This is a genomic window from Escherichia sp. E3659, from assembly GCF_005781135.1.
In the GTDB taxonomy this organism is placed as follows: domain Bacteria; phylum Pseudomonadota; class Gammaproteobacteria; order Enterobacterales; family Enterobacteriaceae; genus Escherichia.
The window spans coordinates 34,732-58,686 of the sequence record NZ_VATQ01000023.1 but is presented as its reverse complement, the minus strand read 5'-3'; the positions used below and the strand labels follow the sequence as shown (position 1 = coordinate 58,686).

Genomic DNA, 23,955 nt, shown 5'->3' with positions numbered 1-23,955 from the left:
AACGTTATGCCGTTGATTTCTCTCGCTGAAGGGCTGGCTCATGCCCGCGAACATCGCTATGCGTTAGGTGCGTTTAATGTGCTGGACTCACACTTTTTACGCGCGCTATTCGCTGCGGCCAGACAAGAACGTTCGCCGTTTATTATCAACATTGCCGAAGTACATTTTAAATATATCTCGCTGGATTCCCTGGTCGAAGCCGTGAAATTTGAAGCGGCGCGCCATGCCATTCCGGTGGTGTTAAATCTCGATCACGGGCTGCATTTTGAATCGGTGGTGCAAGCGTTGCGGCTGGGATTCAGCTCGGTAATGTTTGACGGCTCCACGCTGGAGTATGAAGAAAATGTCCGCCAGACGCGGGAAGTGGTGAAAATGTGCCATGCCGTTGGCGTATCGGTAGAAGCTGAACTGGGGGCGGTAGGTGGCGACGAAGGCGGTGCGCTTTACGGTCATGCCGATGAATCTCTGTTTACCGATCCGCAGCTGGCGCGTGATTTTGTCGACCGTACCGGCATTGACGCGCTGGCCGTGGCGATTGGCAATGCACACGGCAAATATCGCGGCGAACCGAAACTCGATTTCCCGCGCCTCGACGCTATCCGCCAGCAGGCGGCTATCCCGCTGGTGTTACACGGCGGCTCAGGGATTAGCGATGCCGATTTCCGTCGCGCCATAGAACTGGGTATCCACAAAATCAATTTCTACACGGGTATGTCGCAAGCGGCGCTGGCAGCCGTTGAGGCCCGAATGGCGCGCCGTCAGCCGATGTATGACGAGTTCGCCGAGTTACTGCTGGCAGTGGAAGCCGCCATCAGCGATACGGTTGCACAACAGATGCGTATTTTCGGCAGTGCGGGGCAAGCATGATGGAACGTAAAGGGATTATCGCCGCAGGCAATATGCTGGTTGACCACGTCCATCAGATTATCCAGTGGCCAGAGCGCGGCTGGCTGGCGGAGATCACCCACAGCGAACGCTCTACCGGAGGTGCGCCGCTTAACGTCCTGCTGACGCTGGCGAAAATGCGCACCGGGCTGCCGTTACAGGCGGTCGGGCTAATCGGTCAGGACAGCGACGGCGATTACATTATGGCGATGCTTGAGCAATATCACGTCAATCGCCAGCATGTGCAGCGCACCACCTTTGCCCCGACGTCGATGTCGCAGGTGATGACCGATCCAGGCGGGCAGCGCACCTTTTTCCATTCGCCGGGCGCTAACCGACTGCTTGATCTTCCGGCGTTCGATCAGCTCGATAACAGCATGAAGATTTTCCATCTCGGCTATTTACTGTTGCTCGATAGCCTGGATATGCCGGACGATGTTTACGGCACCCGTAGCGCGCGCCTGCTGGCGCAAATGCGTGATACTGGCTTTGAAACCTCGCTCGACCTTGTCTCCCGCAAGGGCGATCCGCGTTATCAGCCGATGGTGCTGCCCGCGTTGCGTCATCTGGATTATCTGGTAATTAACGAACTGGAGGCCGGGGAGTTTAGCGGGCTGGAAATTCGCTTACCTAACGGCGAACCGCATATCGTGCATATTGCTGCCGCCGCGCGTGAACTGTTAGATGCGGGCGTACGCCAGCGAGTGGTGATCCACTGTCCGGAAGGTGCCTGGGGAGAGACACCGGAACAGGGCGGCGTGTGGATCCCTTCGCAAAAGTTAGAACAACGGGAAATTATCGGCAGCGTCGGCGCGGGCGATGCATTTTGTGCCGGATTTTTATATGGCTGCCATGAACGCTGGACGCTTACCGAGAGCATCAAACTGGCACACGCCTGCGCGCGGGCAAGCCTGTTATGCGCCAATGCTATCGACGGGGCAAAAACGCTGGAAGAACTGCAAACAGAAATGTCGGATTAGTGCACGTCGGCAGCGAAGACATACCCCAGACCGCGCAGAGTTTTAATCAACATCGGCTGATGCGGGTTTAGTTCGATTTTGCGTCGTAAGCGCATGATTAATACGTCGATGGTGCGATCAAACACCTCCACGCTGTCGCTGTGGGTGAACTCCAGCAACTGCTCGCGGCTTAACACCCGACGAGCGTTTTGCGCCAGGGCCAGTAACAAGCCATATTCGCCCTGAGTCAGCTCGACATGTTGTTGTAGCGGATTGTGCAACTGGCAGCGCGTGGTATCGAGATACCAGCCATTGAATGACAGCCCGGCGTTTTTCTCCTCATTGACCACCAGCGCGCCAACGCGCCGTAGCACCGCTTTTAGTCGCGCGACCACTACCCGTGGGGTAAACGGCTTGCAGATGTAATCATCTGCGCCCATTTCCAGCCCGACCACCACATCAGACTCACTGCCCAGGCCGGTCAGCATCACCACCGGCAGTGCAGGACGCATTTTCTGTAATTGTTGCAATACCCTCAGGCCGTTGGTATCGGGTAGCATCATATCCAGCACCACCAGCGCGATATCAGGATCGCCCTCAACACGTGATATTGCCTCCTGCCCGGTATGGCAGACTGAAACCGTAAAGACATGTTCACTTAACACGTCCTGCAACAGTGCGCAGATAGCCGTGTCATCATCCACCACCAGCACAACAGGTTTCATGGTTATACTCCGAATTATTCACCTGATTAATCATTGTGCGGACTTCTTGCCGAAGTGAAAGAGAAAAGCAATATATATAATAAAAACATAAGTTAGGTCACATTATTGATGACAATAATAAATATGCCGTAATTTTCCCTCTTCAGCACAAATGCCTAATAAAATGGCCGATTCTGTTCACACTTCTGCTTATTCAATTCGTCGTTTCCCAATTATGATAACGCCAGCTTTAAATGACGTATTTTGCATGGATTACATATTTACGACATAAATGATAAATGGAGATTTATATGAATAACTCTCGGTTATTCCGTTTGAGCAGGATTGTTATTGCCTTAACCGCCGTCAGCGGCATGATGATAAATACCGCTTACGCAACAGATGAAGCGAAAGGCGCCACTCAATATACCCAGCAGGTTAATCAGAATTACGCCAAATCATTACCGTTTAGCGATCGTCAGGATTTTGACGATGCCCAGCGTGGATTTATCGCTCCGCTGCTGGATGAAGGTATTCTGCGTGATGCGAACGGTAAAGTTTACTACCGCGCGGACGATTACAAATTTGATATTAATGCCGCTGCGCCGGAAACCGTAAACCCCAGCCTGTGGCGTCAGTCGCAAATCAACGGTATTTCTGGCCTGTTCAAAGTCACCGATAAAATGTATCAGGTGCGCGGCCAGGATATCTCTAACATTACATTCGTTGAAGGTGAGAAAGGCATTATTGTTATCGACCCGCTGGTAACGCCGCCTGCCGCAAAAGCCGCACTTGACCTTTACTTCCAGCATCGTCCGCAAAAACCGATTGTTGCCGTTATCTACACTCACAGCCACACCGACCACTATGGCGGCGTGAAAGGCATTATCTCTGAAGCTGATGTGAAATCCGGCAAAGTTCAGGTGATCGCTCCGGCTGGCTTTATGGACGAAGCCATCAGCGAAAACGTGCTGGCGGGTAACATCATGAGCCGCCGTGCGCTCTACTCTTACGGTCTGTTACTGCCGCACAACGCGCAAGGCAACGTGGGTAATGGCCTTGGCGTGACGCTGGCAACGGGCGACCCGAGCATTATTGCACCGACTAAAACTATCGTCAGAACTGGCGAGAAGATGATTATCGACGGCCTGGAGTTTGACTTCCTGATGACCCCAGGCAGCGAAGCGCCAGCCGAAATGCACTTCTATATTCCGGCTCTGAAAGCCCTGTGTACCGCCGAGAACGCCACGCATACCCTGCACAACTTCTACACTCTGCGCGGCGCGAAAACCCGCGACACCAGCAAGTGGACCGAGTATCTGAACGAAACGCTGGATATGTGGGGTAACGACGCGGAAGTCCTGTTTATGCCGCACACCTGGCCGGTCTGGGGCAATAAGCATATCAATGATTATATTGGTAAATATCGCGATACTATCAAGTACATTCACGACCAGACCCTGCACCTGGCGAACCAGGGCTACACCATGAACGAAATCGGCGACATGATTAAGCTGCCGCCTGCGCTTGCCAATAACTGGGCCAGCCGCGGCTATTACGGTTCTGTCAGCCACAACGCCCGCGCGGTGTATAACTTCTATCTTGGCTATTACGACGGTAACCCGGCTAACCTGCATCCGTATGGTCAGGTGGAGATGGGTAAACGTTATGTGCAGGCGCTGGGCGGTTCTGCCCGTGTCATCAACCTGGCGAAAGAAGCGAACAAGCAAGGTGATTATCGCTGGTCCGCAGAGTTGCTGAAACAGGTGATTGCCGCCAACCCGGGTGACCAGGTCGCGAAGAATCTGCAAGCGAATAACTTTGAACAGCTGGGCTATCAGGCCGAGTCCGCCACCTGGCGCGGTTTCTACCTGACCGGCGCGAAAGAGCTGCGCGAAGGGGTGCATAAGTTCAGCCACGGCACCACCGGTTCCCCGGACACCATTCGCGGGATGTCGGTCGAAATGCTGTTCGACTTTATGTCCGTTCGCCTCGATAGCGCGAAAGCTGCGGGTAAAAATATCAGCCTGAACTTCAATATGAGCAACGGCGATAACCTCAACCTGACGCTGAACGATAGCGTGCTTAACTACCGTAAAACGCTGCAATCCCAAGCCGACGCCTCTTTCTACATCAGCCGTGAAGATTTGCACGCCGTGCTGACCGGACAAGCCAAAATGGCGGATCTGGTAAAAGCGAAGAAAGCCAAAATTATTGGTAATGGCGCGAAACTGGAAGAAATTATTGCCTGTCTGGATAATTTCGATTTGTGGGTGAATATCGTAACCCCAAATTAATGCCACTCGCTTTTGGGGGCACTGAAGCCCCCAAAAGCATTTATTTTAAAAATATATACAACCAATTAATAAATAAAATATATAAGTTATGAATGCGGTGGCTGAATAAAGCTATTTTTATTCATCAAGAAAATAGCCATACTGACGCCTTCAATGGATATTGATATTCACTACAGATATTGTTCGCAGCAGACAGGATGTATTTAATATGCCAACAGTTCTCTCTCGCATGGCGATGCAACTCAAAAAAATAGCCTGGATAATTCCCATCTTCATGGTTTCGGGATGCTCATTATCTCCGGCAATCCCGGTGATCGGCGCTTATTATCCCAGCTGGTTTTTCTGCGCCATTGCCAGCCTTATTTTGACGCTCATCACGAGGCGAATTATTCAGCGGGCAAATATCAATCTGGCATTTGTCGGAATTATTTATACCGCCCTTTTTGCTCTCTACGCCATGCTGTTCTGGCTGGCATTTTTCTAATCTATTTGAGACGCGCTCATGGAAAGTACGCCGAATAAAGCTCCTCGCAGTAAATTCCCTGCTCTGTTAGTGGTTACGCTGGCGCTGGTTGCCCTTGTTTTCGTTATCTGGCGCGTAGACAGTGCGCCATCAACTAATGACGCTTACGCGTCAGCAGATACCATTGATGTGGTGCCGGAAGTCAGCGGTCGCATTGTAGAACTGGCGGTCACCGACAACCAGGCGGTGAAACAGGGCGATTTGCTGTTTCGCATCGACCCGCGCCCATACGAGGCCAATCTGGCGAAAGCCGAAGCCTCCCTCGCGGCGCTGGATAAGCAAATTATGCTCACCCAGCGTAGCGTTGACGCGCAACAGTTTGGTGCCGACTCGGTTAATGCCACGGTAGAAAAAGCCCGTGCCGCGGCAAAACAGGCCAGCGATACATTACGCCGCACCGAGCCATTACTGAAAGAAGGTTTTGTCTCAGCGGAAGACGTTGACCGTGCAAGAACTGCGCAGCGCGCCGCAGAAGCCGATCTTAATGCCGTATTGTTACAGGCGCAGTCAGCCGCCAGCGCCGTCAGCGGCGTCGATGCACTGGTCGCCCAACGAGCGGCGGTCGAAGCGGATATCGCGCTGACCAAACTGCATCTGGAAATGGCGACCGTTCGCGCGCCGTTTGATGGCTGGGTCATTTCCCTCAAAACCTCGGTTGGGCAATTTGCTTCTGCCATGCGCCCTATTTTCACCCTAATCGACACTCGTCACTGGTACGTGATCGCCAACTTCCGCGAAACCGATCTGAAAAATATTCGCTCAGGTACACCCGCAACGATTCGCCTGATGAGCGACAGCGGCAAAACCTTCGAGGGTAAAGTGGATTCGATTGGCTACGGCGTGCTACCGGATGACGGCGGCCTGGTGCTGGGCGGCCTGCCGAAAGTGTCACGGTCTATTAACTGGGTCCGCGTCGCCCAGCGTTTTCCGGTCAAAATCATGGTTGATAAACCTGATCCGGAAATGTTCCGCATCGGCGCTTCGGCAGTCGCTAATCTTGAGCCGCAATAATGAGCGCGCTCAACTCCCTGCCATTACCGGTGGTCAGGCTGCTGGCGTTCTTTCATGAAGAGTTAAGCGAGCGGCGACCTGGCCGCGTGCCGCAGACCGTGCAACTCTGGGTAGGCTGCCTGCTGGTGATTCTGATCTCGATGACCTTTGAGATCCCCTTCGTGGCGTTATCGCTGGCAGTGCTGTTTTACGGTATTCAGTCGAACGCGTTTTACACCAAATTTGTGGCGATCTTATTTGTGGTCGCCACGGTGCTGGAGATCGCCAGCCTGTTTTTGATCTACAAATGGTCATACGGCGAACCGTTGATCCGATTGATCATCGCCGGGCCGATCCTGATGGGCTGCATGTTTTTGATGCGCACCCATCGGCTGGGGCTGGTCTTTTTCGCCGTTGCCATTGTCGCTATTTACGGGCAAACCTTCCCCGCCATGCTCGACTATCCGGAAGTGGTCGTGCGCTTAACGCTGTGGTGTATTGTTGTCGGCCTCTACCCAACGTTATTGATGACGTTAATCGGCGTGCTGTGGTTTCCCAGTCGTGCCATTACGCAAATGCATCAGGCACTTAATGATCGGCTTGATGATGCCATTAGTCACCTGACGGACAGCCTCGCACCGCTACCCGAAACGCGGATTGAAAGAGAGGCGCTGGCGCTGCAAAAACTCAATGTCTTTTGTCTCGCGGACGATGCCAACTGGCGAACTCAAAGCGCATGGTGGCAAAGCTGCGTGGCAACGGTAACCTACATTTACTCGACGCTGAATCGCTACGATCCCACCTCTTTTGCTGATTCTCAGGCAATCATTGAATTTCGGCAAAAATTAGCCTCAGAAATCAACAAACTGCAACATGCCATTGCCGAAGGTCGGTGCTGGCAAAGCGACTGGCGGATCAGTGAAAGTGAAGCGATGGCAGCACGGGAATGTAACCTGGAGAATATCTGCCAGACGTTGTTGCAACTGGGTCAGATGGACCCGAATACGCCGCCAACGCCCGCCGCCAAACCGCCGTCAATGGTCGCCGATGCTTTTACCAATCCAGACTATATTCGCTACGCGGTAAAAACGCTGCTCGCCTGTTTGATCTGTTACACCTTCTACAGCGGCGTCGACTGGGAAGGCATTCACACCTGTATGCTGACCTGCGTGATCGTCGCTAACCCGAACGTCGGTTCGTCGTACCAGAAGATGGTGCTGCGTTTTGGCGGGGCTTTTTGCGGCGCGATTCTGGCGCTGTTATTCACGCTACTGGTCATGCCCTGGCTGGACAATATTGTCGAATTGCTGTTTGTGCTGGCACCGATTTTCCTGTTGGGCGCATGGATTGCCACCAGCTCTGAACGCTCTTCTTATATCGGCACACAGATGGTGGTCACCTTCGCGCTCGCCACGCTCGAAAACGTTTTTGGCCCGGTGTACGACCTGGTGGAAATTCGCGATCGCGCCCTGGGTATCATCATTGGTACCGTGGTGTCCGCGGTGATTTACACCTTTGTCTGGCCTGAAAGTGAAGCGCGCACACTGCCGCAAAAACTGGCTGGCGCGCTGGGTATGTTAAGTAAAGTAATGCGGATCCCACGCCAGCAGGAAGCCACGGCTCTGCGCACTTATCTGCAAATTCGCATAGGTCTGCATGCGGCGTTTAATGCCTGTGAAGAGATGTGCCAACGCGTAGCGCTGGAACGTCAACTGGACAGCGAAGAACGCGCATTACTGATTGAACGTTCGCAAACGGTTATTCGTCAGGGACGCGACATTCTTCACGCCTGGGATGCAACCTGGAACTCGGCGCAGGCGCTGGATAACGCACTACAGCCTGACAGAGCAGGCCAGTTTGCCGACGCACTGGAGAAATACGCCGCCGGTCTGGCAACCGCACTCAGCCGTTCTCCTCAAATAACGCTTGAAGAAACACCCGCCTCGCAGGCCATCCTGCCGACCTTATTAAAACAGGAGCAACACGTCTGCCAGCTTTTCGCCCGCTTGCCAGACTGGACAGCCCCGGCATTAACGCCCGCCACGGAACAGGCACAAGGAGCCACGCAATGATCAATCGTCAACTTTCACGCCTGCTGTTGTGCAGCATTCTCGGCAGCACGACGCTGATTTCCGGCTGTGCCCTGGTACGTAAGGATTCTGCGCCTCATCAACAGCTCAAACCGGAACAAATCAAACTTGCCGATGATATTCATCTGGCCAGTTCCGGCTGGCCGCAGGCGCAGTGGTGGAAACAATTTAACGATCCGCAACTGGATGCCCTGATCCAGCACACGCTGCAAGGTTCACACACGCTTGCTGAAGCGAAACTGCGGGAAGAAAAAGCGCAATCACAGGCCGACCTGTTAGATGCCGGTTCACAATTGCAGGTGGCGGCGTTAGGGATGCTCAACCGCCAACGTGTCTCGGCGAACGGTTTTTTAAGCCCTTATTCAATGGATGCGCCAGCACTGGGTATGGACGGGCCGTACTATACGGAAGCCACAGTAGGTTTGTTTGCCGGACTGGATCTTGATTTGTGGGGTGTACATCGCTCGGCGGTTGCCGCCGCTATTGGCGCGCATAATGCAGCGCTGGCAGAAACCGCAGCAGTAGAGCTATCGCTGACCACTGGCGTAGCGCAGCTTTATTACAGTATGCAGGCCAGCTACCAGATGCTCGATCTGTTAGAACAAACTCGCGATGTGATTGATTACGCGGTGAAAGCGCACCAGAGTAAAGTGGCGCACGGTCTGGAAGCACAAGTGCCTTTCCACGGCGCGCGGGCGCAGATTCTGGCCGTCGATAAACAAATTGCTGCCGTCAAAGGGCAAATCACCGAAACGCGAGAATCTCTGCGCGCATTGATTGGCGCGGGAGCCAGCGATATGCCGGAGATCAAACCGGTGGCATTACCGCAAGTACAGACCGGTATTCCGGCGACGCTCTCTTATGAGTTGCTCGCCAGACGCCCGGATCTGCAAGCCATGCGCTGGTATGTTCAGGCGTCATTAGACCAGGTAGATTCCGCGCGGGCGTTGTTCTACCCGAGCTTTGATATCAAAGCGTTTTTCGGTCTGGACTCCATCCACCTGGATACCTTATTCAAAAAAACCAGTCGCCAGTTCAACTTCATCCCGGGTCTGAAATTGCCGCTGTTTGACGGTGGACGGTTGAATGCCAATCTCGAAGGCACTCGCGCCGCCAGCAACATGATGATTGAACGTTACAACCAGTCAGTACTGAACGCGGTGCGCGACGTTGCAGTCAATGGCACACGTCTGCAAACGCTCAACGACGAGCGGGAGATGCAGGCAGAACGCGTAGAAGCAACCCGCTTCACCCAGCGTGCCGCCGACGCCGCCTACCAACGCGGTCTAACCAGCCGCTTACTGGCCACCGAAGCTCAGTTGCCGGTGCTTTCCGAAGAGATGTCATTACTGATGCTGGACAGCCGCCGGGTGATTCAAAGTATTCAGTTGATGAAATCGCTGGGCGGCGGGTATCAGGCGGCTCCCGTCGTTGAGAAAAAATAAAATGTCTGCCGCGTGATGGCTGTCACGCGGTATTTCGTTTCGTCACGTCAAAACTGACGACAGCCTGTTTTTCGTCAGAGTTTTGAATAAATAGTGCCCGTAATATCAGGGAATAGCCTCAAATAAAATGTGGCATAAAAGATGCATACTGTGGTCGAGAGCGCGTATGCGTGATTTGATTAACTGGAGCGAGACTGATGAAAAAAGTCGTCACGGTTTGCCCCTATTGCGCATCAGGTTGCAAAATCAACCTGGTCGTCGATAACGGCAAAATCGTCCGGGCGGAGGCAGCGCAGGGGAAAACCAACCAGGGTACTCTGTGTCTGAAGGGTTATTATGGCTGGGATTTTATTAACGATACCCAGATCCTGACCCCGCGCCTGAAAACCCCCATGATCCGTCGCCAGCGTGGCGGCAAACTCGAACCTGTTTCCTGGGATGAGGCACTGAATTACGTTGCCGAGCGCCTGAGCGCCATCAAAGAGAAGTACGGTCCGGATGCCATCCAGACGACAGGCTCCTCGCGTGGTACGGGTAACGAAACCAACTATGTAATGCAAAAATTTGCGCGCGCCGTTATTGGTACCAATAACGTTGACTGCTGCGCTCGCGTCTGACACGGCCCATCGGTTGCAGGTCTGCACCAATCGGTCGGTAACGGCGCAATGAGCAATGCCATTAACGAAATTGATAATACCGATTTAGTGTTCGTTTTCGGGTACAACCCGGCGGATTCCCACCCTATCGTGGCGAATCACGTGATTAACGCTAAACGTAACGGGGCGAAAATTATCGTCTGCGATCCGCGCAAAATTGAAACCGCGCGCATTGCTGACATGCACATCGCACTGAAAAACGGCTCGAACATCGCGCTGTTGAATGCGATGGGCCATGTCATTATTGAAGAAAATCTGTACGACAAAGCGTTCGTCGCTTCCCGTACGGAAGGCTTTGAAGAGTATCGTAAAATCGTTGAAGGCTACACGCCGGAGTCGGTTGAAGATATCACCGGCGTTAGCGCCAGTGAGATTCGTCAGGCGGCGCGGATGTATGCCCAGGCGGAAAGCGCATCTATTCTGTGGGGCATGGGTGTGACCCAGTTCTATCAGGGCGTGGAAACCGTGCGTTCTCTGACCAGCCTCGCGATGCTGACCGGTAACCTCGGTAAGCCGCATGCGGGCGTTAACCCGGTTCGTGGTCAGAACAACGTGCAGGGCGCCTGTGATATGGGCGCGCTGCCGGATACGTATCCGGGATACCAGTACGTGAAAGATCCGGCTAACCGCGAGAAATTCGCCAAAGCCTGGGGCGTAGAAAGCCTGCCAGCCCATACCGGTTATCGCATCAGCGAGCTGCCGCACCGCGCAGCGCATGGCGAAGTGCGTGCCGCGTACATTATGGGCGAAGATCCGCTGCAAACGGATGCGGAACTGTCGGCAGTCCGTAAAGCCTTTGAAGATCTGGAACTGGTCATCGTTCAGGACATCTTTATGACCAAAACCGCGTCGGCGGCGGATGTCATTTTACCGTCAACGTCGTGGGGCGAGCATGAAGGTGTCTATACTGCGGCTGACCGTGGCTTCCAGCGTTTCTTCAAGGCGGTTGAACCGAAGTGGGATCTGAAAACGGACTGGCAGATTATCAGTGAAATCGCCACCCGTATGGGTTATCCGATGCACTACAACAACACCCAGGAGATCTGGGACGAGTTGCGTCATCTGTGCCCGGATTTCTACGGTGCGACTTACGAGAAAATGGGCGAACTGGGCTTCATTCAGTGGCCTTGCCGCGATACGTCAGATGCCGATCAGGGGACTTCTTATCTGTTTAAAGAGAAGTTTGATACCCCGAACGGTCTGGCGCAGTTCTTCACCTGCGACTGGGTAGCGCCAATCGACAAACTCACCGACGAGTACCCGATGGTACTGTCAACGGTGCGTGAAGTTGGCCACTACTCTTGCCGTTCGATGACCGGTAACTGTGCGGCACTGGCGGCGCTGGCTGATGAACCTGGCTACGCACAAATCAATACCGAAGACGCCAAACGTCTGGGTATTGAAGATGAGGCATTGGTTTGGGTGCACTCGCGTAAAGGCAAAATTATCACCCGTGCGCAGGTCAGCGATCGTCCTAACAAAGGGGCGATTTACATGACCTACCAGTGGTGGATTGGCGCCTGTAACGAGCTGGTTACCGAAAACTTAAGCCCGATTACGAAAACGCCGGAATACAAATACTGCGCCGTGCGCGTCGAGCCGATCGCCGATCAGCGCGCCGCCGAGCAGTACGTAATTGACGAGTACAACAAGTTGAAAACTCGCCTGCGCGAAGCGGCACTGGCGTAAATAAGTCCCTTCTACAGCCTCCTCTGGGAGGCTGTTTTTTTATCCATTCGAACTCTTTATACTGGATACACCCTACCCAATCGTATTATCAAAATGAAAAAAATTATCGCATTGATGTTGTTTTTGACATTCTTTGCCCACGCGAATGACTCTGAGCCTGGCAGCCAGTATGTAAAGGCGGCAGAGGCCGGAGACCGACGCGCACAATATTTTCTTGCCGACAGTTGGTTTAGCTCCGGCGATTTGAGCAAAGCCGAATATTGGGCACAGAAAGCCGCCGACAGTGGTGATGCCGATGCCTGCGCGCTGCTGGCGCAGATTAAAATCACCAATCCGGTCAGTCTTGACTATCCACAAGCAAAAATTCTCGCCGAAAAAGCAGCGCAAGCGGGCAGTAAAGAAGGTGAAGTGACGCTGGCACATATTCTGGTGAATACTCAGGCAGGTAAACCGGATTATCCGAAGGCGATTTCGCTGTTAGAAAACGCCTCGGAAGATCTGGAGAACGACTCCGCCGTCGATGCCCAGATGCTGCTTGGTTTGATTTACGCCAACGGCATAGGCATTAAGGCCGATGATGAGAAAGCGACCTGGTATTTCAAGCGTAGCTCTGCGATTTCCCGTACCGGTTATTCCGAGTACTGGGCAGGAATGATGTTCTTAAACGGTGAAGAAGGTTTTATCGAGAAGAACAAACAGAAGGCGCTGCACTGGTTGAACCTGAGCTGTATGGAAGGGTTTGATACCGGGTGTGAAGAGTTTGAAAAATTAACCAATGGTTAAGGTAGCCCTGATAAAACACGTTAAACGTCGCATCAGGCATTGATGTCGGATGTGGCGTAAACGCCTTATCCGACCTACAAAAATCACGCTAAATCAGGAGATTACGCTGTCTGGCGTAGGCCTGATAAAACGCGGTAAGCGTCGCATCAGGCATTGATGTCGGATGCGGCGTAAACGCCTTATCCGACCTACAAAAATTACGCTAAATCAGGCTATTGCGCTGTCTGGCGTAGGCCTGATAAGACGCGGTAAGCGTCGCATCAGGCATTGATGTCGGATGCGGCGTAAACGCCTTATCCGACCTACAAAAATTACGCTAAATCAGGCTATTGCGCAGTCTGGCGTAGGCCTGATAAGACGCGGTAAGCGTCGCATCAGGCATCCACACATTGCCGGGTGGATATCCCCGGCAATCTTCAATTACTGATCCGCAGTCTTATCAAATTTGCCCAGCACTTCACGCTCGTAGGCCATCGCTTTTTTGTGGTCAAATTTGTGTTCCCACTTGGCAATCACCAGCACCGCCAGCGCATTACCTACCACGTTCAGCGCGGTACGCGCCATGTCGAGGATACGGTCAACACCGGCAATAAACGCCAGACCTTCCAGCGGAATACCTACGCTACCCAGCGTTGCCAGCAACACCACAAACGACACGCCAGGCACGCCAGCAATCCCTTTCGAGGTCACCATCAGCGTCAGCACCAGAATGATTTCCTGCCAGATAGACAGGTCAATGCCATACAACTGCGCGATGAAGATAGCAGCAATACTTTGATACAGCGTCGAACCATCAAGGTTAAAAGAGTAACCGGTCGGCACCACGAAACTGGTGATCGACGCCGGGGCGCCGTAGGCTTCCATCTTCTCAATAATTCGCGGCAGCACACTTTCGGAGCTGGCAGTGGAGTACGCCAGAATCAGCTCATCTTTCAGAATACGAATCAGGATCCAGACGCTTAACCCGCACAGGCGCGCCACAATTCCCAGCACTACCAGCGCGAAGAACAGAATGGCGAAATGCACCAGCAGCACCAGTTTCGCCAGTGGCCACAGAGAAGAGAAACCAAAGTTAGCCACCGTCACCGCAATCAGCGCAAACACACCCACTGGGGCATAGCGCATCACCATGTGCGTCACTTTAAACATGGTTTCAGAGATAGAGCGGAACACGGTCACCAGCGGTTCACGATGCAACGCAGGCAGGGAGGAAAGCCCCAAACCAAACAGTACCGAGAAGAAGATGATTGGCAGCATTTCGCCTTTCGCCATCGACGCCACAATGTTCGTCGGCACCAGCGACAAAATCGTGCCCATAATGCCGTGGGAACTGCTTTGGACTGCTTCCGTAGTGCTCTGATATTTCGAGATATCGACGGTCGCCAGCTGCGACATATCCACCCCGGCACCGGGCTGGAAGACGTTCGCCAGAGTGATCCCCAAAATGATAGCGATGGTGGTGATCACCTCGAAGTAGATAATGGTTTTCGCACCAATTCGCCCGAGCTGTTTGGCGTCACCGACACCTGCGATACCGACCACCAGCGTGGAAATTACAATCGGCACAACAATCATTTTGATCAGGTGGATGAAGATATCACCCGCTGGAGAGAGCAAATTGACGACCAGCCAGTCGCGACTGTCGCTATGGTAGTGCAGGTAGCTTCCCAGGAGAATGCCCAGCACCATAGCAAACAGAATCTGCCAGGCCAGGCTGAATTTTATATTTTTCATATGAATGACTTCCTCAATGGAGCGCCGTTCCCCGTTCAGAAACGCGAGAACGTGACATACTGCCAGGGCATGAATTGTGTTGCGTTGGTTTGTAGATTTTTTTAACGCTTATGATCAGTATCATTTGCGCGGTATGTTGCGCAACCCTTTAACAACAGAGCTTTTCGCTGCATTAATGCATAATAACGCGAGTTTATGGCAGGATTAATGAATAACCATTTGTTATGGAAAGATTTTTATTTGTTTAATCTGCAATAATACTGATTAGTGATTATTTTTGGCATATGTTCATTCGATTATTTTTTATGCAGCTCAATGACATAATCTTCAACGCCGGATGATTAATCCGATCGTCGCTGTAGCAGTTTTGCCATATTAATCGACTCAACCAGCTGTGTTCGGTTAACTCGCGGTGAGTTGAGATCCATCACTTTTTGCCATAGTTCGATGGCTTGCGCGTAGTTCGCCTGCATAAACGCATCTGAAGCCAGCAGCATCAGGGCGGTGATTTCATTACTGTCCAGCGCGAGGGCTTTGTCGATCATTGCGCGAGTCTGGGCGGTCATATGCTGGCTGGCCTGGTAATAAAGCACCGTCGCCAGCGCCGCATACAGTTCAGCGTTCTCACCGCGTAGTTGCAACGCCTGACGGTACGCCAGCAGCGCATTGCTGTAATCGTTTTGCCACAGATAGTACTCGCCCAGTAACGCCCACTGTTCGCTGTTTTGTGGGTTGGCGCGGATTTTATCCTGCAATGCCTGAAGCTGCGCTTCCGGGGTTTGCTGGCTGGCAAACTGATGCAGCGGATCGCGCTGACGCTGATACTCCGCACGTACCGCCTGCCATTTTGGGCTTAACAGATAACTGCTGATACAGAGAAATACCATCAAAATCGTGAGTGTTGTCAGCATTTTCACCGGTATTTGTGACTGTTTCATCGCTTCGCCCTCACTCGCCAGAGGATCAGTGCCATCAGCAGTAACAACACCACTGGCAGCGCCCACAACACCAGCGTCTGACCCGTTAACGGTGGGTTATAGCGAACAAAATCTCCGTAGCGTTCGGTCATCCAGCCAATGATTTCGGCTTCGTTCTTCCCCTCCGCCACCATGCTGTAAACCTGATGGCGCATACTGACCGCCACCGGCGCGTTGGATTCCAGTAAGTTTTGATTCTGGCACTGCGGACAACGTAACTGGCTGGCAATATTTAACGCCTGTTGCTGTTGTTGCGGATTGGCGAATTGCCAGGTGTCTACGACCTGAGCGCGCGCAAAACAGGTAAATAGCAGCAGTAGCGTGAGAAGCCCTTTAGTCATCGCGCTTCCTCCCCCGCCATCCGCTTAACAATGCGCCCGCAATCATCAACAATCCTCCACCCCAGATCCAGCGCACACCGCTTTGTACATACAAACGAAAAGCGTAACGATCCGCTCCGGTTTTTTCACCCATGACCGCATACCAGTCATGGATGCCGTTCCAGCGAATTGACGGCTCCATCATTTGCTGACGACGAGCTTCATAAAAACGCCGCTCCGGCGTCAGTTCACCAATGCGTTGCTGATGGTCAAACAGTGCCACTATCGCTTTTTCGCTGGTGTAATTGCCTCTGGCTTGCAGATCGAGTCGCTCAAAACGGAAGGTGTATCCTGCCAGCGTCACCTGCTGACCCGGCTGTAAATTCAGGCTGATCTCCTGACGGCTGACGCTGGAAACCACGATCCCAGCGGCAAATAACAGCACGCCCGCATGAGCTACCAGCGCCGGAAGCTGCACGCGTTTGCCAGAGACAAACGTCGCCAGCACAATCACCACCAGCATCAACAGACCAAACGGTAACGTCGCGCGGTTAAAATACGGTGCGCCAACGGAGAGGCGTCCCCAGCCCAGCAGGTTGTAAATCATCGGATAAAGCGTTCCCACCAGCACGATCAGTAACACCGCGCAAAACAGCAACTGCGTAGCGAGGATTAACATTTCTCGCGATAACCCCGCAAAACGCACCGCCGGGCCACCGTCCCGCGCTCGCCAGCCATACAGAGCCAGAGACGCAAGGCTAATCAGTGCAAACAGGCTGAACAACGGCACGGCGCGGACGTTATCCAGCGCGAACGCATGAACCGAAACCAGAATGCCAGAACGGACAATTAAGGTGCCCAGCAGCGACAGCATCAGGGTGACTATCGCCAGCAGCAGCGACCAGTGGCGGAAAATCCCCCGCTGGCGAGTCAGGGACAAACTGTGCAGCAGCGCGGTGGCAGAGAGCCAGGGTAATAAAGAGGCGTTTTCCACCGGATCCCAGAACCACCAGCCGCCCCAGCCCAGTTCGCAATAGGCCCACCAGGAACCGAGGATGATCCCCGCCGTTAATGCGCTCCAGCCAGGTAGTGCCCAGCGCCAGCAAATTCGGGCGCTGGCACCATCAAACTCGCCGCGCAGTAGACTCGCCAGCGCCACGCTCGCCGCTACCATCAAACCGCCATAGCCGAGATAAAGCAGCGGCGGATGGAAGATAAGACCAGGATGTTGCAGCATCGGATTGAGATCGCGGCCTTCGATTGCTGGTGGAAATATCCGCACGAAAGGGTCGGACCACAGCACCACAAACAGTAGCAGCGCGGCGAGCATGAGAGATAAAACGGCTAGCGTCAGCGGAAATAGCGGATCGGTTTGCTGCCGATAATGCCAGGCAAACAGCGTGCTCCAGGCGGAAAGCAACAGCACCCAAAGTAGCAACGAACCTTCATGACCTCCCCACACCGCCGCCAGTTTGAGTTCCCACGACAGCAGGCTGTAGCTATGTTGCGCGACATAAATGACCGAGAAATCGCTGATGAGAAAACAATACGTCAGTACGCCAAAGGCGAGCAGCAGGAGTGTGAACTGCGCCAGAATGCCGATGCAAGTGAGCCGCATCATGGCAGGCCAGCGTAACCGCACTCCCGCGAAGGTCATCAACGGGGTCAACACGTTGACCCCGAGACTTAACAACAACGCCAGAAAACCGACTTCAGGAAGGAATACGTCCAGAAACCACCTCTGTTCTGGCTTACGCCACCGTTAACTGCCCAGCGTAGAGAATGAAAAAGCGCAGCATCAACACGCCGACCAGGCTGGCCCCACACGCCGCCAGCACAGCAGGAATGCCGGAACTGCGATTGACCCACGGTTTGAGCAACATTGGCACAATCAGCCCCAGCCCAGCGACACCAAGCCAGAACCACCACGTCCAGAAACCGCCGCCCAATGCCGCCACCAGCGCACGCACTTTACCGTCATCGCCCAGCGCCAGACCGACAAAAAACGCCACCAGCAGGAAGATTTCGCCCCATACCACAGGGATTTCCATACGGTGTACAAAGTGCGCTTCCGTGGAATGCGGGTTACTGCGTTGGCGTATCGCCATGGCGATCAGCGCCACCGCCGCACCGGACGAGATGCCGGAGAAGAGGAACAGCACCGGCAGGATCGGGTTATTGAGGAACGGATACGATTTCAGCGCCGACAGCAGAAAGCCGGTATAAGCCCCCAGCAGCACCGCCAACACCAGCATCAATGTTTCCAGTCCGCGATGAACGGGTGTCAGCAGGCTCAGAACCTTTTGCACGATCCCCAGCTTCGGCAACCAGCGTTGTTGCAGGGCAAGCAAATCATGTTCAAAGATTTTCGCCAGCCACAGCGCCAGCACCACCATGTAGAGCTGAAACAGCATCACCCCCATCGACATCACCGAGGTAAAACTGTAGTGGAACATCAGCTTCCAGAAGGTCCACGGCTTTGTCAGGTGGAAGACGAGGATCAACAGACCGAGGATCACCGCGCCAGGCCCGACAATCAGCGTGGTGCGCAGCAACGTACTGTCTGCACCGCCCGCCTGCGGGTAGAAGCGACGTAACAGCACGGCCAGCGTCACCAGACCGGCAGAAATACCAATCAAAAACAGGTAGATGGCAATCGGCCAGTCCCATACCAGCGATTCAAAATGAAATGCGGAAGTCTGCGTCATTGGCTCACCTCCCCGTATTTAAACGGTACGCGGTACAGCTTCGGTTTGGTTCCCAGCGCCAGCTTGTAGCGGTAAGTGGGCTTCTGGCGCAGCAGTTGCGAAATCTCACTGTTGGGATCGTCCAGATTGCCAAACGTCAGCGCCTTCGTCGGGCAAGCCTCAACGCACGCGGGTAGCTTACCGGCCTGCAAATTGGTCTTGCGGCAGAAATCGCATTTGTCCGCTGTCTTCGTGACCGGATGGATAAAGCGCACGCGGTACGGACAGGCGGCGATGCAGTACTGACAACCGACGCAGAGATCCGGATTAACATCGACAATCCCGCTGGCGGCATCGCGAAAAGACGCACCTGTCGGGCAGACGTCAACGCACGGCGCATGATCGCAGTGCTGGCAAGACTTACGGAAGAAGCGATATTTCACATCAGGAAATTCGCCCTGCGGCTCGCTACGAATAATCGTCAGGCGCGAGACACCTTCCGGCACCTTGTTCACTTCCCGACAAGCATCCATACAGGCGGTACAGCCGATGCATAACGACTCGTCATGCACCATGCCGTAACGCACCCCATTGATATTCAACGTTTTCGCCACCACGCGCCCTGCGGTGCCGCTGACGGCTGCCAGCACGCCGACGCCGGTGAGAAACTGGCGACGAGACCAGGTCATGGCTGCTCCTTAAGCAACGGAACAGACGCCGGGTTAAAGTTCGGATTGGTGCGCTGATCGCTGTGGCAATCGACGCAAATCTTAATCCGTCCTTTGTCACTTAACGTCTGCATCGTATCTTGCTGTGGATGCAGGGAATGGCAGCTGGCGCACGCCACTTTGGTTACGTGGACATCGTGCGGCCAGAACGCTTTTTGCAACTGTTCCGGCAGATGGCAGGACATACAAACACTGTTCTGCTCACCAACCTTGTACATCGGCTCGTTAAAGCGCATCACATCTTTCACCCCTTCACGGTGTTGCGGTGATGGCTGGCCGTGACAGTTGGTGCAAGTGACCGGCAGTTTGTTATTCGGATTGATAACGGAAGCATGTTTGCCATGCATACCTTCGGTATCTGGTTTATGACAGTCCAGACAGGCGGCATCCGGGTTACGCTGCTGGGTAACTTCGTAGCGATCATCAGATGCCTGCGCCGCAGGGGTAGCGGTAATTCCGTTCAGGCTCCACAACAGGCCCGACGCCAGCACCCCGGCAGTTAATAACGAACGTAATACGCTCATATTCACTCCATTGTGTTTTCCGCCCCTTGCGAGGCGGAACGGGGTTATTGGCTTAACAGACCGTTTTTACGTGCCTGTTCTTCCCACTGCGGGATCACCGTTTTGATGAAGTCCTGCTTCTCGGCCTTGATTTGTTCCATGTTCAGGCCAATGGCCTGCTGGGCTTTCTCTTTGGTCGAGATATCCGGGATCTGGATTTCATGGGTGATGCCTTTGGTCGCCAGCAGACGCGCCAGTTTGGTGCGTGCATCCGCCGCTTTATCCATCGCCGTACCGAGCATCCTCAGACCTTCTTCCGGTGCGTGCATATGAATGCCGTGGGAAGCGATCGCCAGATCCCAGCGCCACTGGGCATGACGGATATCGTCCTGAATTGGCTTCATTTCGGCTTCCGTCGCGCCTGCAGCCAGCGCCGCTTTCGCTTCGAAGTGAGCGTGAACCAGTTGATCTTCAACCTTGATTTTCAGGTCGTTAATCGACTGCTTACGTTCCGCGACCACTTTTTGCAAGGCAGCTTTATCCTGGGTATGGCAGTTCGCACAAGTCTGGGCGAAGTTATCAAACGGATTACCAATTTTATGGTCGGTGTAGAGTTTGCCTTCGGCGTTCTGCACTTTTGGCATATGGCAGTCGATACAGGTCACGTTGTTTTTACCGTGAATGCCCGCTGTCCAGGTTTCATATTCCGGGTGCTGCGCTTTCAGCATTGGTGTTTTTGACAGGGAGTTAGTCCAGTCAGAGAAGGCAATTTTGTCGTAATACTGCTCCATATTTTCGACTTTCATGCCGTCATCCCACGGGAATTTAACGGCTTTGTTTTTGCCGTCGAAGTAATACTCCACATGGCACTGACCGCAAACCATCGATTGCTGGTCGAAACGTCCGGCTTTCTCAAAAGGTTTACCAATGGCTTCCATCGCGCGAGCCGCATACGGACGGGAAAGGGTTAACTCCGGTTTGCCTTTGGCGAACTCTGGTGAGGCGGTGTTATGGCAATCGGCACAACCTAAGTTGTTGACGATTTCCGGGCCGCCGCGCGCCCATTTACCGTGGAAGTAGCCATCTTCGCCGTCTTTCTGGATCAGACGCGCCACATCCGGGCTTTTACAACTCCAGCATGCCATCGGTAGCGGACCATCTTCAGCGTTTTTCGGCGCACCGGTACGCAGGGTTTCACGCACATCGGTCACAGCAAAGGCATGTCCACGCGGCTTGTTGTAATCGCGCGAGAAGGGATACCCCGCCCACAGGATCACCAGCCGTGGATCTTCCGCCAGGGCGTCAACACGCTCTGACTGTTCCGAGGTGGCTTTCCAGGAGAGATATTGATCGGGATGCTGTGGGGCAAAGGTTTCATTCTTCGCTTCTACAGTTACAGGTTTCGCGGGAGCGGCCGTTTGTTCAGCGTGAACAGAAGTGAAAAAGAAAAAAGGAATCAACAAGCTGAAGATACGGCGTGCGTTTATTTTTATCCTTGTCATAGGGGCTTTATCCAAATTTTGCCATTGAGGCAATGGCAGTTTTTATTGTTTTTTCATGACAGTAACCGCACATACACTGTCATGACATTGCTCGCCCCTATGTGTAACAAATAACCACATGCGGAATGTTGTCTTTAATCAATTGTAAGTGCATGTAAAATACCACTTTAGAGTTAGTCGATAATTTCCTCCATTTCAAACACATGCATAACTGCATGTTCCAGAAAGAAAATGCCAACTTTTGTTGGTGTCCTTCAAAAATAATCCTGTCGTTTATTTGCACAATTCTACTTTTGCGTGATCTGCCGCCCAAATACTAAACAAAACTGCCAATACCCCTACATTTAACGCTTATGACACATATTATTAACATCCTACAAGGAGAACAAAAGCATGAGCCAAATACACAAACACACCATTCCTGCCAACATCGCAGACCATTGCCTGATAAGCCCTCAGCAGTACGAGGCGATGTACCAACAATCAATTAACGCACCAGATACCTTTTGGGGCGAACAGGGAAAAATTCTCGACTGGATCAAACCGTACCAGAAGGTGAAAAACACCTCCTTTGCCCCCGGTAATGTGTCCATTAAATGGTACGAGGACGGCACGCTGAATCTGGCGGCAAACTGCCTTGACCGCCATTTGCAAGAAAACGGCGATCGTACCGCCATCATCTGGGAAGGCGACGACGCCAGCCAGAGCAAACATATCAGCTATAAAGAGCTGCACCGCGACGTCTGCCGCTTCGCCAATACCCTGCTCGAGCTGGGCATTAAAAAAGGTGACGTAGTCGCGATTTATATGCCGATGGTGCCGGAAGCCGCAGTCGCGATGCTGGCCTGCGCCCGCATTGGCGCGGTGCATTCGGTAATTTTCGGCGGCTTCTCGCCGGAAGCCGTTGCCGGACGCATCATCGATTCTAACTCACGGTTGGTGATCACTTCCGACGAAGGTGTGCGCGCCGGGCGTAGTATTCCGCTGAAGAAAAACGTTGATGACGCGCTGAAAAACCCGAACGTCACCAGCATTGAACATGTGGTGGTACTGAAGCGTACTGGCGGGAAAATTGACTGGCAGGAAGGGCGCGACCTGTGGTGGCACGACTTGGTTGAGCAAGCCAGCGATCAGCACCAGGCGGAAGAGATGAACGCCGAAGATCCGCTGTTTATTCTCTACACCTCCGGTTCTACCGGTAAGCCGAAAGGCGTGCTGCACACTACTGGCGGTTATCTGGTGTACGCGGCGCTGACCTTTAAATATGTCTTTGATTATCATCCGGGCGATATCTACTGGTGTACCGCTGATGTGGGCTGGGTTACCGGACACAGTTATTTGCTGTACGGCCCGCTGGCCTGCGGCGCGACCACGCTGATGTTTGAAGGCGTACCGAACTGGCCGACGCCTGCCCGTATGGCGCAGGTGGTGGATAAGCATCAGGTCAATATTCTTTACACCGCGCCAACGGCGATTCGCGCGCTGATGGCGGAAGGCGATAAAGCAATTGAAGGCACCGACCGTTCGTCGCTACGCATTCTCGGTTCCGTGGGCGAACCAATTAACCCGGAAGCGTGGGAGTGGTACTGGAAGAAGATCGGCAACGAGAAATGCCCGGTGGTCGACACCTGGTGGCAGACCGAAACTGGCGGTTTCATGATTACGCCTCTGCCTGGCGCTACCGAGCTGAAAGCCGGTTCGGCGACGCGTCCGTTTTTCGGCGTGCAACCGGCGCTGGTGGATAACGAAGGTAATCCACAAGAAGGTGCCGCTGAAGGCAGTCTGGTGATCACCGATTCCTGGCCGGGTCAGGCGCGTACGCTGTTTGGCGATCACGAACGTTTTGAACAGACCTACTTCTCCACCTTCAAAAATATGTATTTCAGCGGCGACGGCGCGCGTCGCGATGAAGATGGCTATTACTGGATCACCGGGCGCGTGGACGACGTGCTGAACGTCTCTGGTCACCGTCTGGGGACGGCAGAGATTGAGTCGGCGCTGGTGGCGCATCCGAAGATTGCCGAAGCCGCCGTGGTGGGTATTCCGCACAATATTAAAGGTCAGGCGATCTACGCCTACGTCACGCTTAATCACGGGGAGGAACCGTCACCAGAACTGTACGCAGAAGTCCGCAACTGGGTGCGTAAAGAGATTGGCCCGCTGGCGACGCCAGACGTGCTGCACTGGACCGACTCCCTGCCTAAAACCCGCTCCGGCAAAATTATGCGCCGTATTCTGCGCAAAATTGCGGCGGGCGATACCAGCAACCTGGGCGATACCTCGACGCTTGCCGATCCTGGCGTGGTCGAGAAGCTGCTTGAAGAGAAGCAGGCTATCGCGATGCCATCGTAACCCACAATTGCCGGATGAGAGTCGGTAACGGTTTGTAGGCCTGATAAGACGCGACAGCGTCGCATCAGGCATTGATTGCCGGATGCGGCGTAAACGCCTTATCCGGCCTACATTTGGCAAGGTTTACCTGG

Annotated in this window: 19 protein-coding genes; 10 read left to right on the top strand and 9 right to left on the bottom strand. The window is 53.6% G+C overall.

The window, feature by feature from the left end:
- Window positions 1–6 precede the first annotated feature (6 nt).
- Together FEK47_RS16440 and FEK47_RS16435 are read left to right on the top strand one after the other, a co-directional pair.
- The gene (locus FEK47_RS16440; protein ID WP_135486790.1) at window positions 7–867 is read left to right on the top strand and encodes a ketose 1,6-bisphosphate aldolase; all 861 of its coding nucleotides are present in this window, start codon (window positions 7–9) and stop codon (window positions 865–867) included.
- Entirely contained in the window at window positions 864–1,865 is a 1,002-nt protein-coding gene (locus FEK47_RS16435; RefSeq protein WP_135486791.1) for a carbohydrate kinase family protein, read from the top strand. The genes FEK47_RS16440 and FEK47_RS16435 overlap by 4 nt, the downstream gene beginning before the upstream one ends.
- Here FEK47_RS16435 and FEK47_RS16430 read toward each other — a convergent pair.
- A complete protein-coding gene (locus FEK47_RS16430; protein ID WP_130205859.1) occupies window positions 1,862–2,569 on the bottom strand; it encodes a response regulator transcription factor in 708 nt (235 codons plus the stop codon). The two genes, FEK47_RS16435 and FEK47_RS16430, sit on opposite strands and share 4 nt — an antisense overlap.
- Before the next feature lie 290 nt (window positions 2,570–2,859).
- On the opposite strand from FEK47_RS16430, the gene yjcS reads away from it, so the two are divergent.
- From yjcS to yjcO, 7 genes are all read left to right on the top strand, one after another.
- Window positions 2,860–4,845 carry an alkyl sulfatase YjcS gene (gene yjcS, locus FEK47_RS16425; RefSeq protein ID WP_138183274.1) on the top strand — a complete coding sequence of 662 codons (1,986 nt, stop codon included), beginning with the start codon at window positions 2,860–2,862 and terminating at the stop codon, window positions 4,843–4,845.
- A gap of 208 nt (window positions 4,846–5,053) precedes the next feature.
- Window positions 5,054–5,329 carry a YtcA family lipoprotein gene (locus FEK47_RS16420; RefSeq protein WP_135486792.1) on the top strand — a complete coding sequence of 92 codons (276 nt, stop codon included), beginning with the start codon at window positions 5,054–5,056 and terminating at the stop codon, window positions 5,327–5,329.
- Window positions 5,330–5,347: 18 nt separating this feature from the next.
- Window positions 5,348–6,379, top strand: a complete 1,032-nt coding sequence (gene mdtN, locus FEK47_RS16415; protein WP_135486793.1) for a multidrug efflux transporter periplasmic adaptor subunit MdtN — start codon at window positions 5,348–5,350, stop codon at window positions 6,377–6,379.
- The gene (gene mdtO, locus FEK47_RS16410) at window positions 6,379–8,430 is read left to right on the top strand and encodes a multidrug efflux transporter permease subunit MdtO (RefSeq protein ID WP_138183273.1); all 2,052 of its coding nucleotides are present in this window, start codon (window positions 6,379–6,381) and stop codon (window positions 8,428–8,430) included. Before mdtN ends, mdtO begins: the two co-directional genes overlap by 1 nt.
- Window positions 8,427–9,893 (top strand): multidrug efflux transporter outer membrane subunit MdtP, encoded by a 1,467-nt coding sequence (mdtP, locus tag FEK47_RS16405; protein WP_135486794.1) that lies wholly within the window; start codon window positions 8,427–8,429, stop codon window positions 9,891–9,893. Before mdtO ends, mdtP begins: the two co-directional genes overlap by 4 nt.
- Before the next feature lie 197 nt (window positions 9,894–10,090).
- On the top strand, window positions 10,091–12,238 hold the full coding sequence (gene fdhF, locus FEK47_RS16400; protein WP_077629246.1) for a formate dehydrogenase subunit alpha: 2,148 nt from the start codon (window positions 10,091–10,093) through the stop codon (window positions 12,236–12,238).
- A gap of 93 nt (window positions 12,239–12,331) precedes the next feature.
- The gene (gene yjcO, locus FEK47_RS16395) at window positions 12,332–13,021 is read left to right on the top strand and encodes a Sel1 family TPR-like repeat protein YjcO (protein ID WP_064525643.1); all 690 of its coding nucleotides are present in this window, start codon (window positions 12,332–12,334) and stop codon (window positions 13,019–13,021) included.
- 420 nt (window positions 13,022–13,441) lie between these two features.
- On the opposite strand, the gene gltP is transcribed toward yjcO, so the two are convergent.
- From gltP to nrfA, 8 genes are all read right to left on the bottom strand, one after another.
- Window positions 13,442–14,755 (bottom strand): glutamate/aspartate:proton symporter GltP, encoded by a 1,314-nt coding sequence (gltP, locus tag FEK47_RS16390; protein ID WP_130218549.1) that lies wholly within the window; start codon window positions 14,753–14,755, stop codon window positions 13,442–13,444.
- Window positions 14,756–15,096: 341 nt separating this feature from the next.
- Complete coding sequence (gene nrfG / locus FEK47_RS16385; RefSeq protein ID WP_138183272.1) at window positions 15,097–15,693, bottom strand: heme lyase NrfEFG subunit NrfG; 597 nt, start codon at window positions 15,691–15,693, stop codon at window positions 15,097–15,099.
- The gene (gene nrfF, locus FEK47_RS16380; protein WP_135486795.1) at window positions 15,690–16,073 is read right to left on the bottom strand and encodes a heme lyase NrfEFG subunit NrfF; all 384 of its coding nucleotides are present in this window, start codon (window positions 16,071–16,073) and stop codon (window positions 15,690–15,692) included. Before nrfF ends, nrfG begins: the two co-directional genes overlap by 4 nt.
- Window positions 16,066–17,784 carry a heme lyase CcmF/NrfE family subunit gene (locus FEK47_RS16375; protein ID WP_138183271.1) on the bottom strand — a complete coding sequence of 573 codons (1,719 nt, stop codon included), beginning with the start codon at window positions 17,782–17,784 and terminating at the stop codon, window positions 16,066–16,068. The genes nrfF and FEK47_RS16375 overlap by 8 nt, the downstream gene beginning before the upstream one ends.
- A 19-nt stretch (window positions 17,785–17,803) precedes the next feature.
- On the bottom strand, window positions 17,804–18,760 hold the full coding sequence (gene nrfD / locus FEK47_RS16370; protein WP_135486796.1) for a cytochrome c nitrite reductase subunit NrfD: 957 nt from the start codon (window positions 18,758–18,760) through the stop codon (window positions 17,804–17,806).
- Window positions 18,757–19,428: a cytochrome c nitrite reductase Fe-S protein gene (gene nrfC, locus FEK47_RS16365; protein WP_000220281.1), complete on the bottom strand. Its 672-nt coding sequence runs from the start codon at window positions 19,426–19,428 to the stop codon at window positions 18,757–18,759. The genes nrfD and nrfC overlap by 4 nt, the downstream gene beginning before the upstream one ends.
- Entirely contained in the window at window positions 19,425–19,991 is a 567-nt protein-coding gene (gene nrfB, locus FEK47_RS16360) for a cytochrome c nitrite reductase pentaheme subunit (protein ID WP_001295391.1), read from the bottom strand. The genes nrfC and nrfB overlap by 4 nt, the downstream gene beginning before the upstream one ends.
- 44 nt (window positions 19,992–20,035) lie before the next feature.
- A complete protein-coding gene (nrfA, locus tag FEK47_RS16355; RefSeq protein WP_135486797.1) occupies window positions 20,036–21,472 on the bottom strand; it encodes an ammonia-forming nitrite reductase cytochrome c552 subunit in 1,437 nt (478 codons plus the stop codon).
- 393 nt (window positions 21,473–21,865) lie between these two features.
- Here nrfA and acs point away from each other — a divergent pair, with 393 nt between their 5' ends.
- On the top strand, window positions 21,866–23,824 hold the full coding sequence (gene acs, locus FEK47_RS16345; protein WP_135405653.1) for an acetate--CoA ligase: 1,959 nt from the start codon (window positions 21,866–21,868) through the stop codon (window positions 23,822–23,824).
- Window positions 23,825–23,955: the final 131 nt, after the last annotated feature.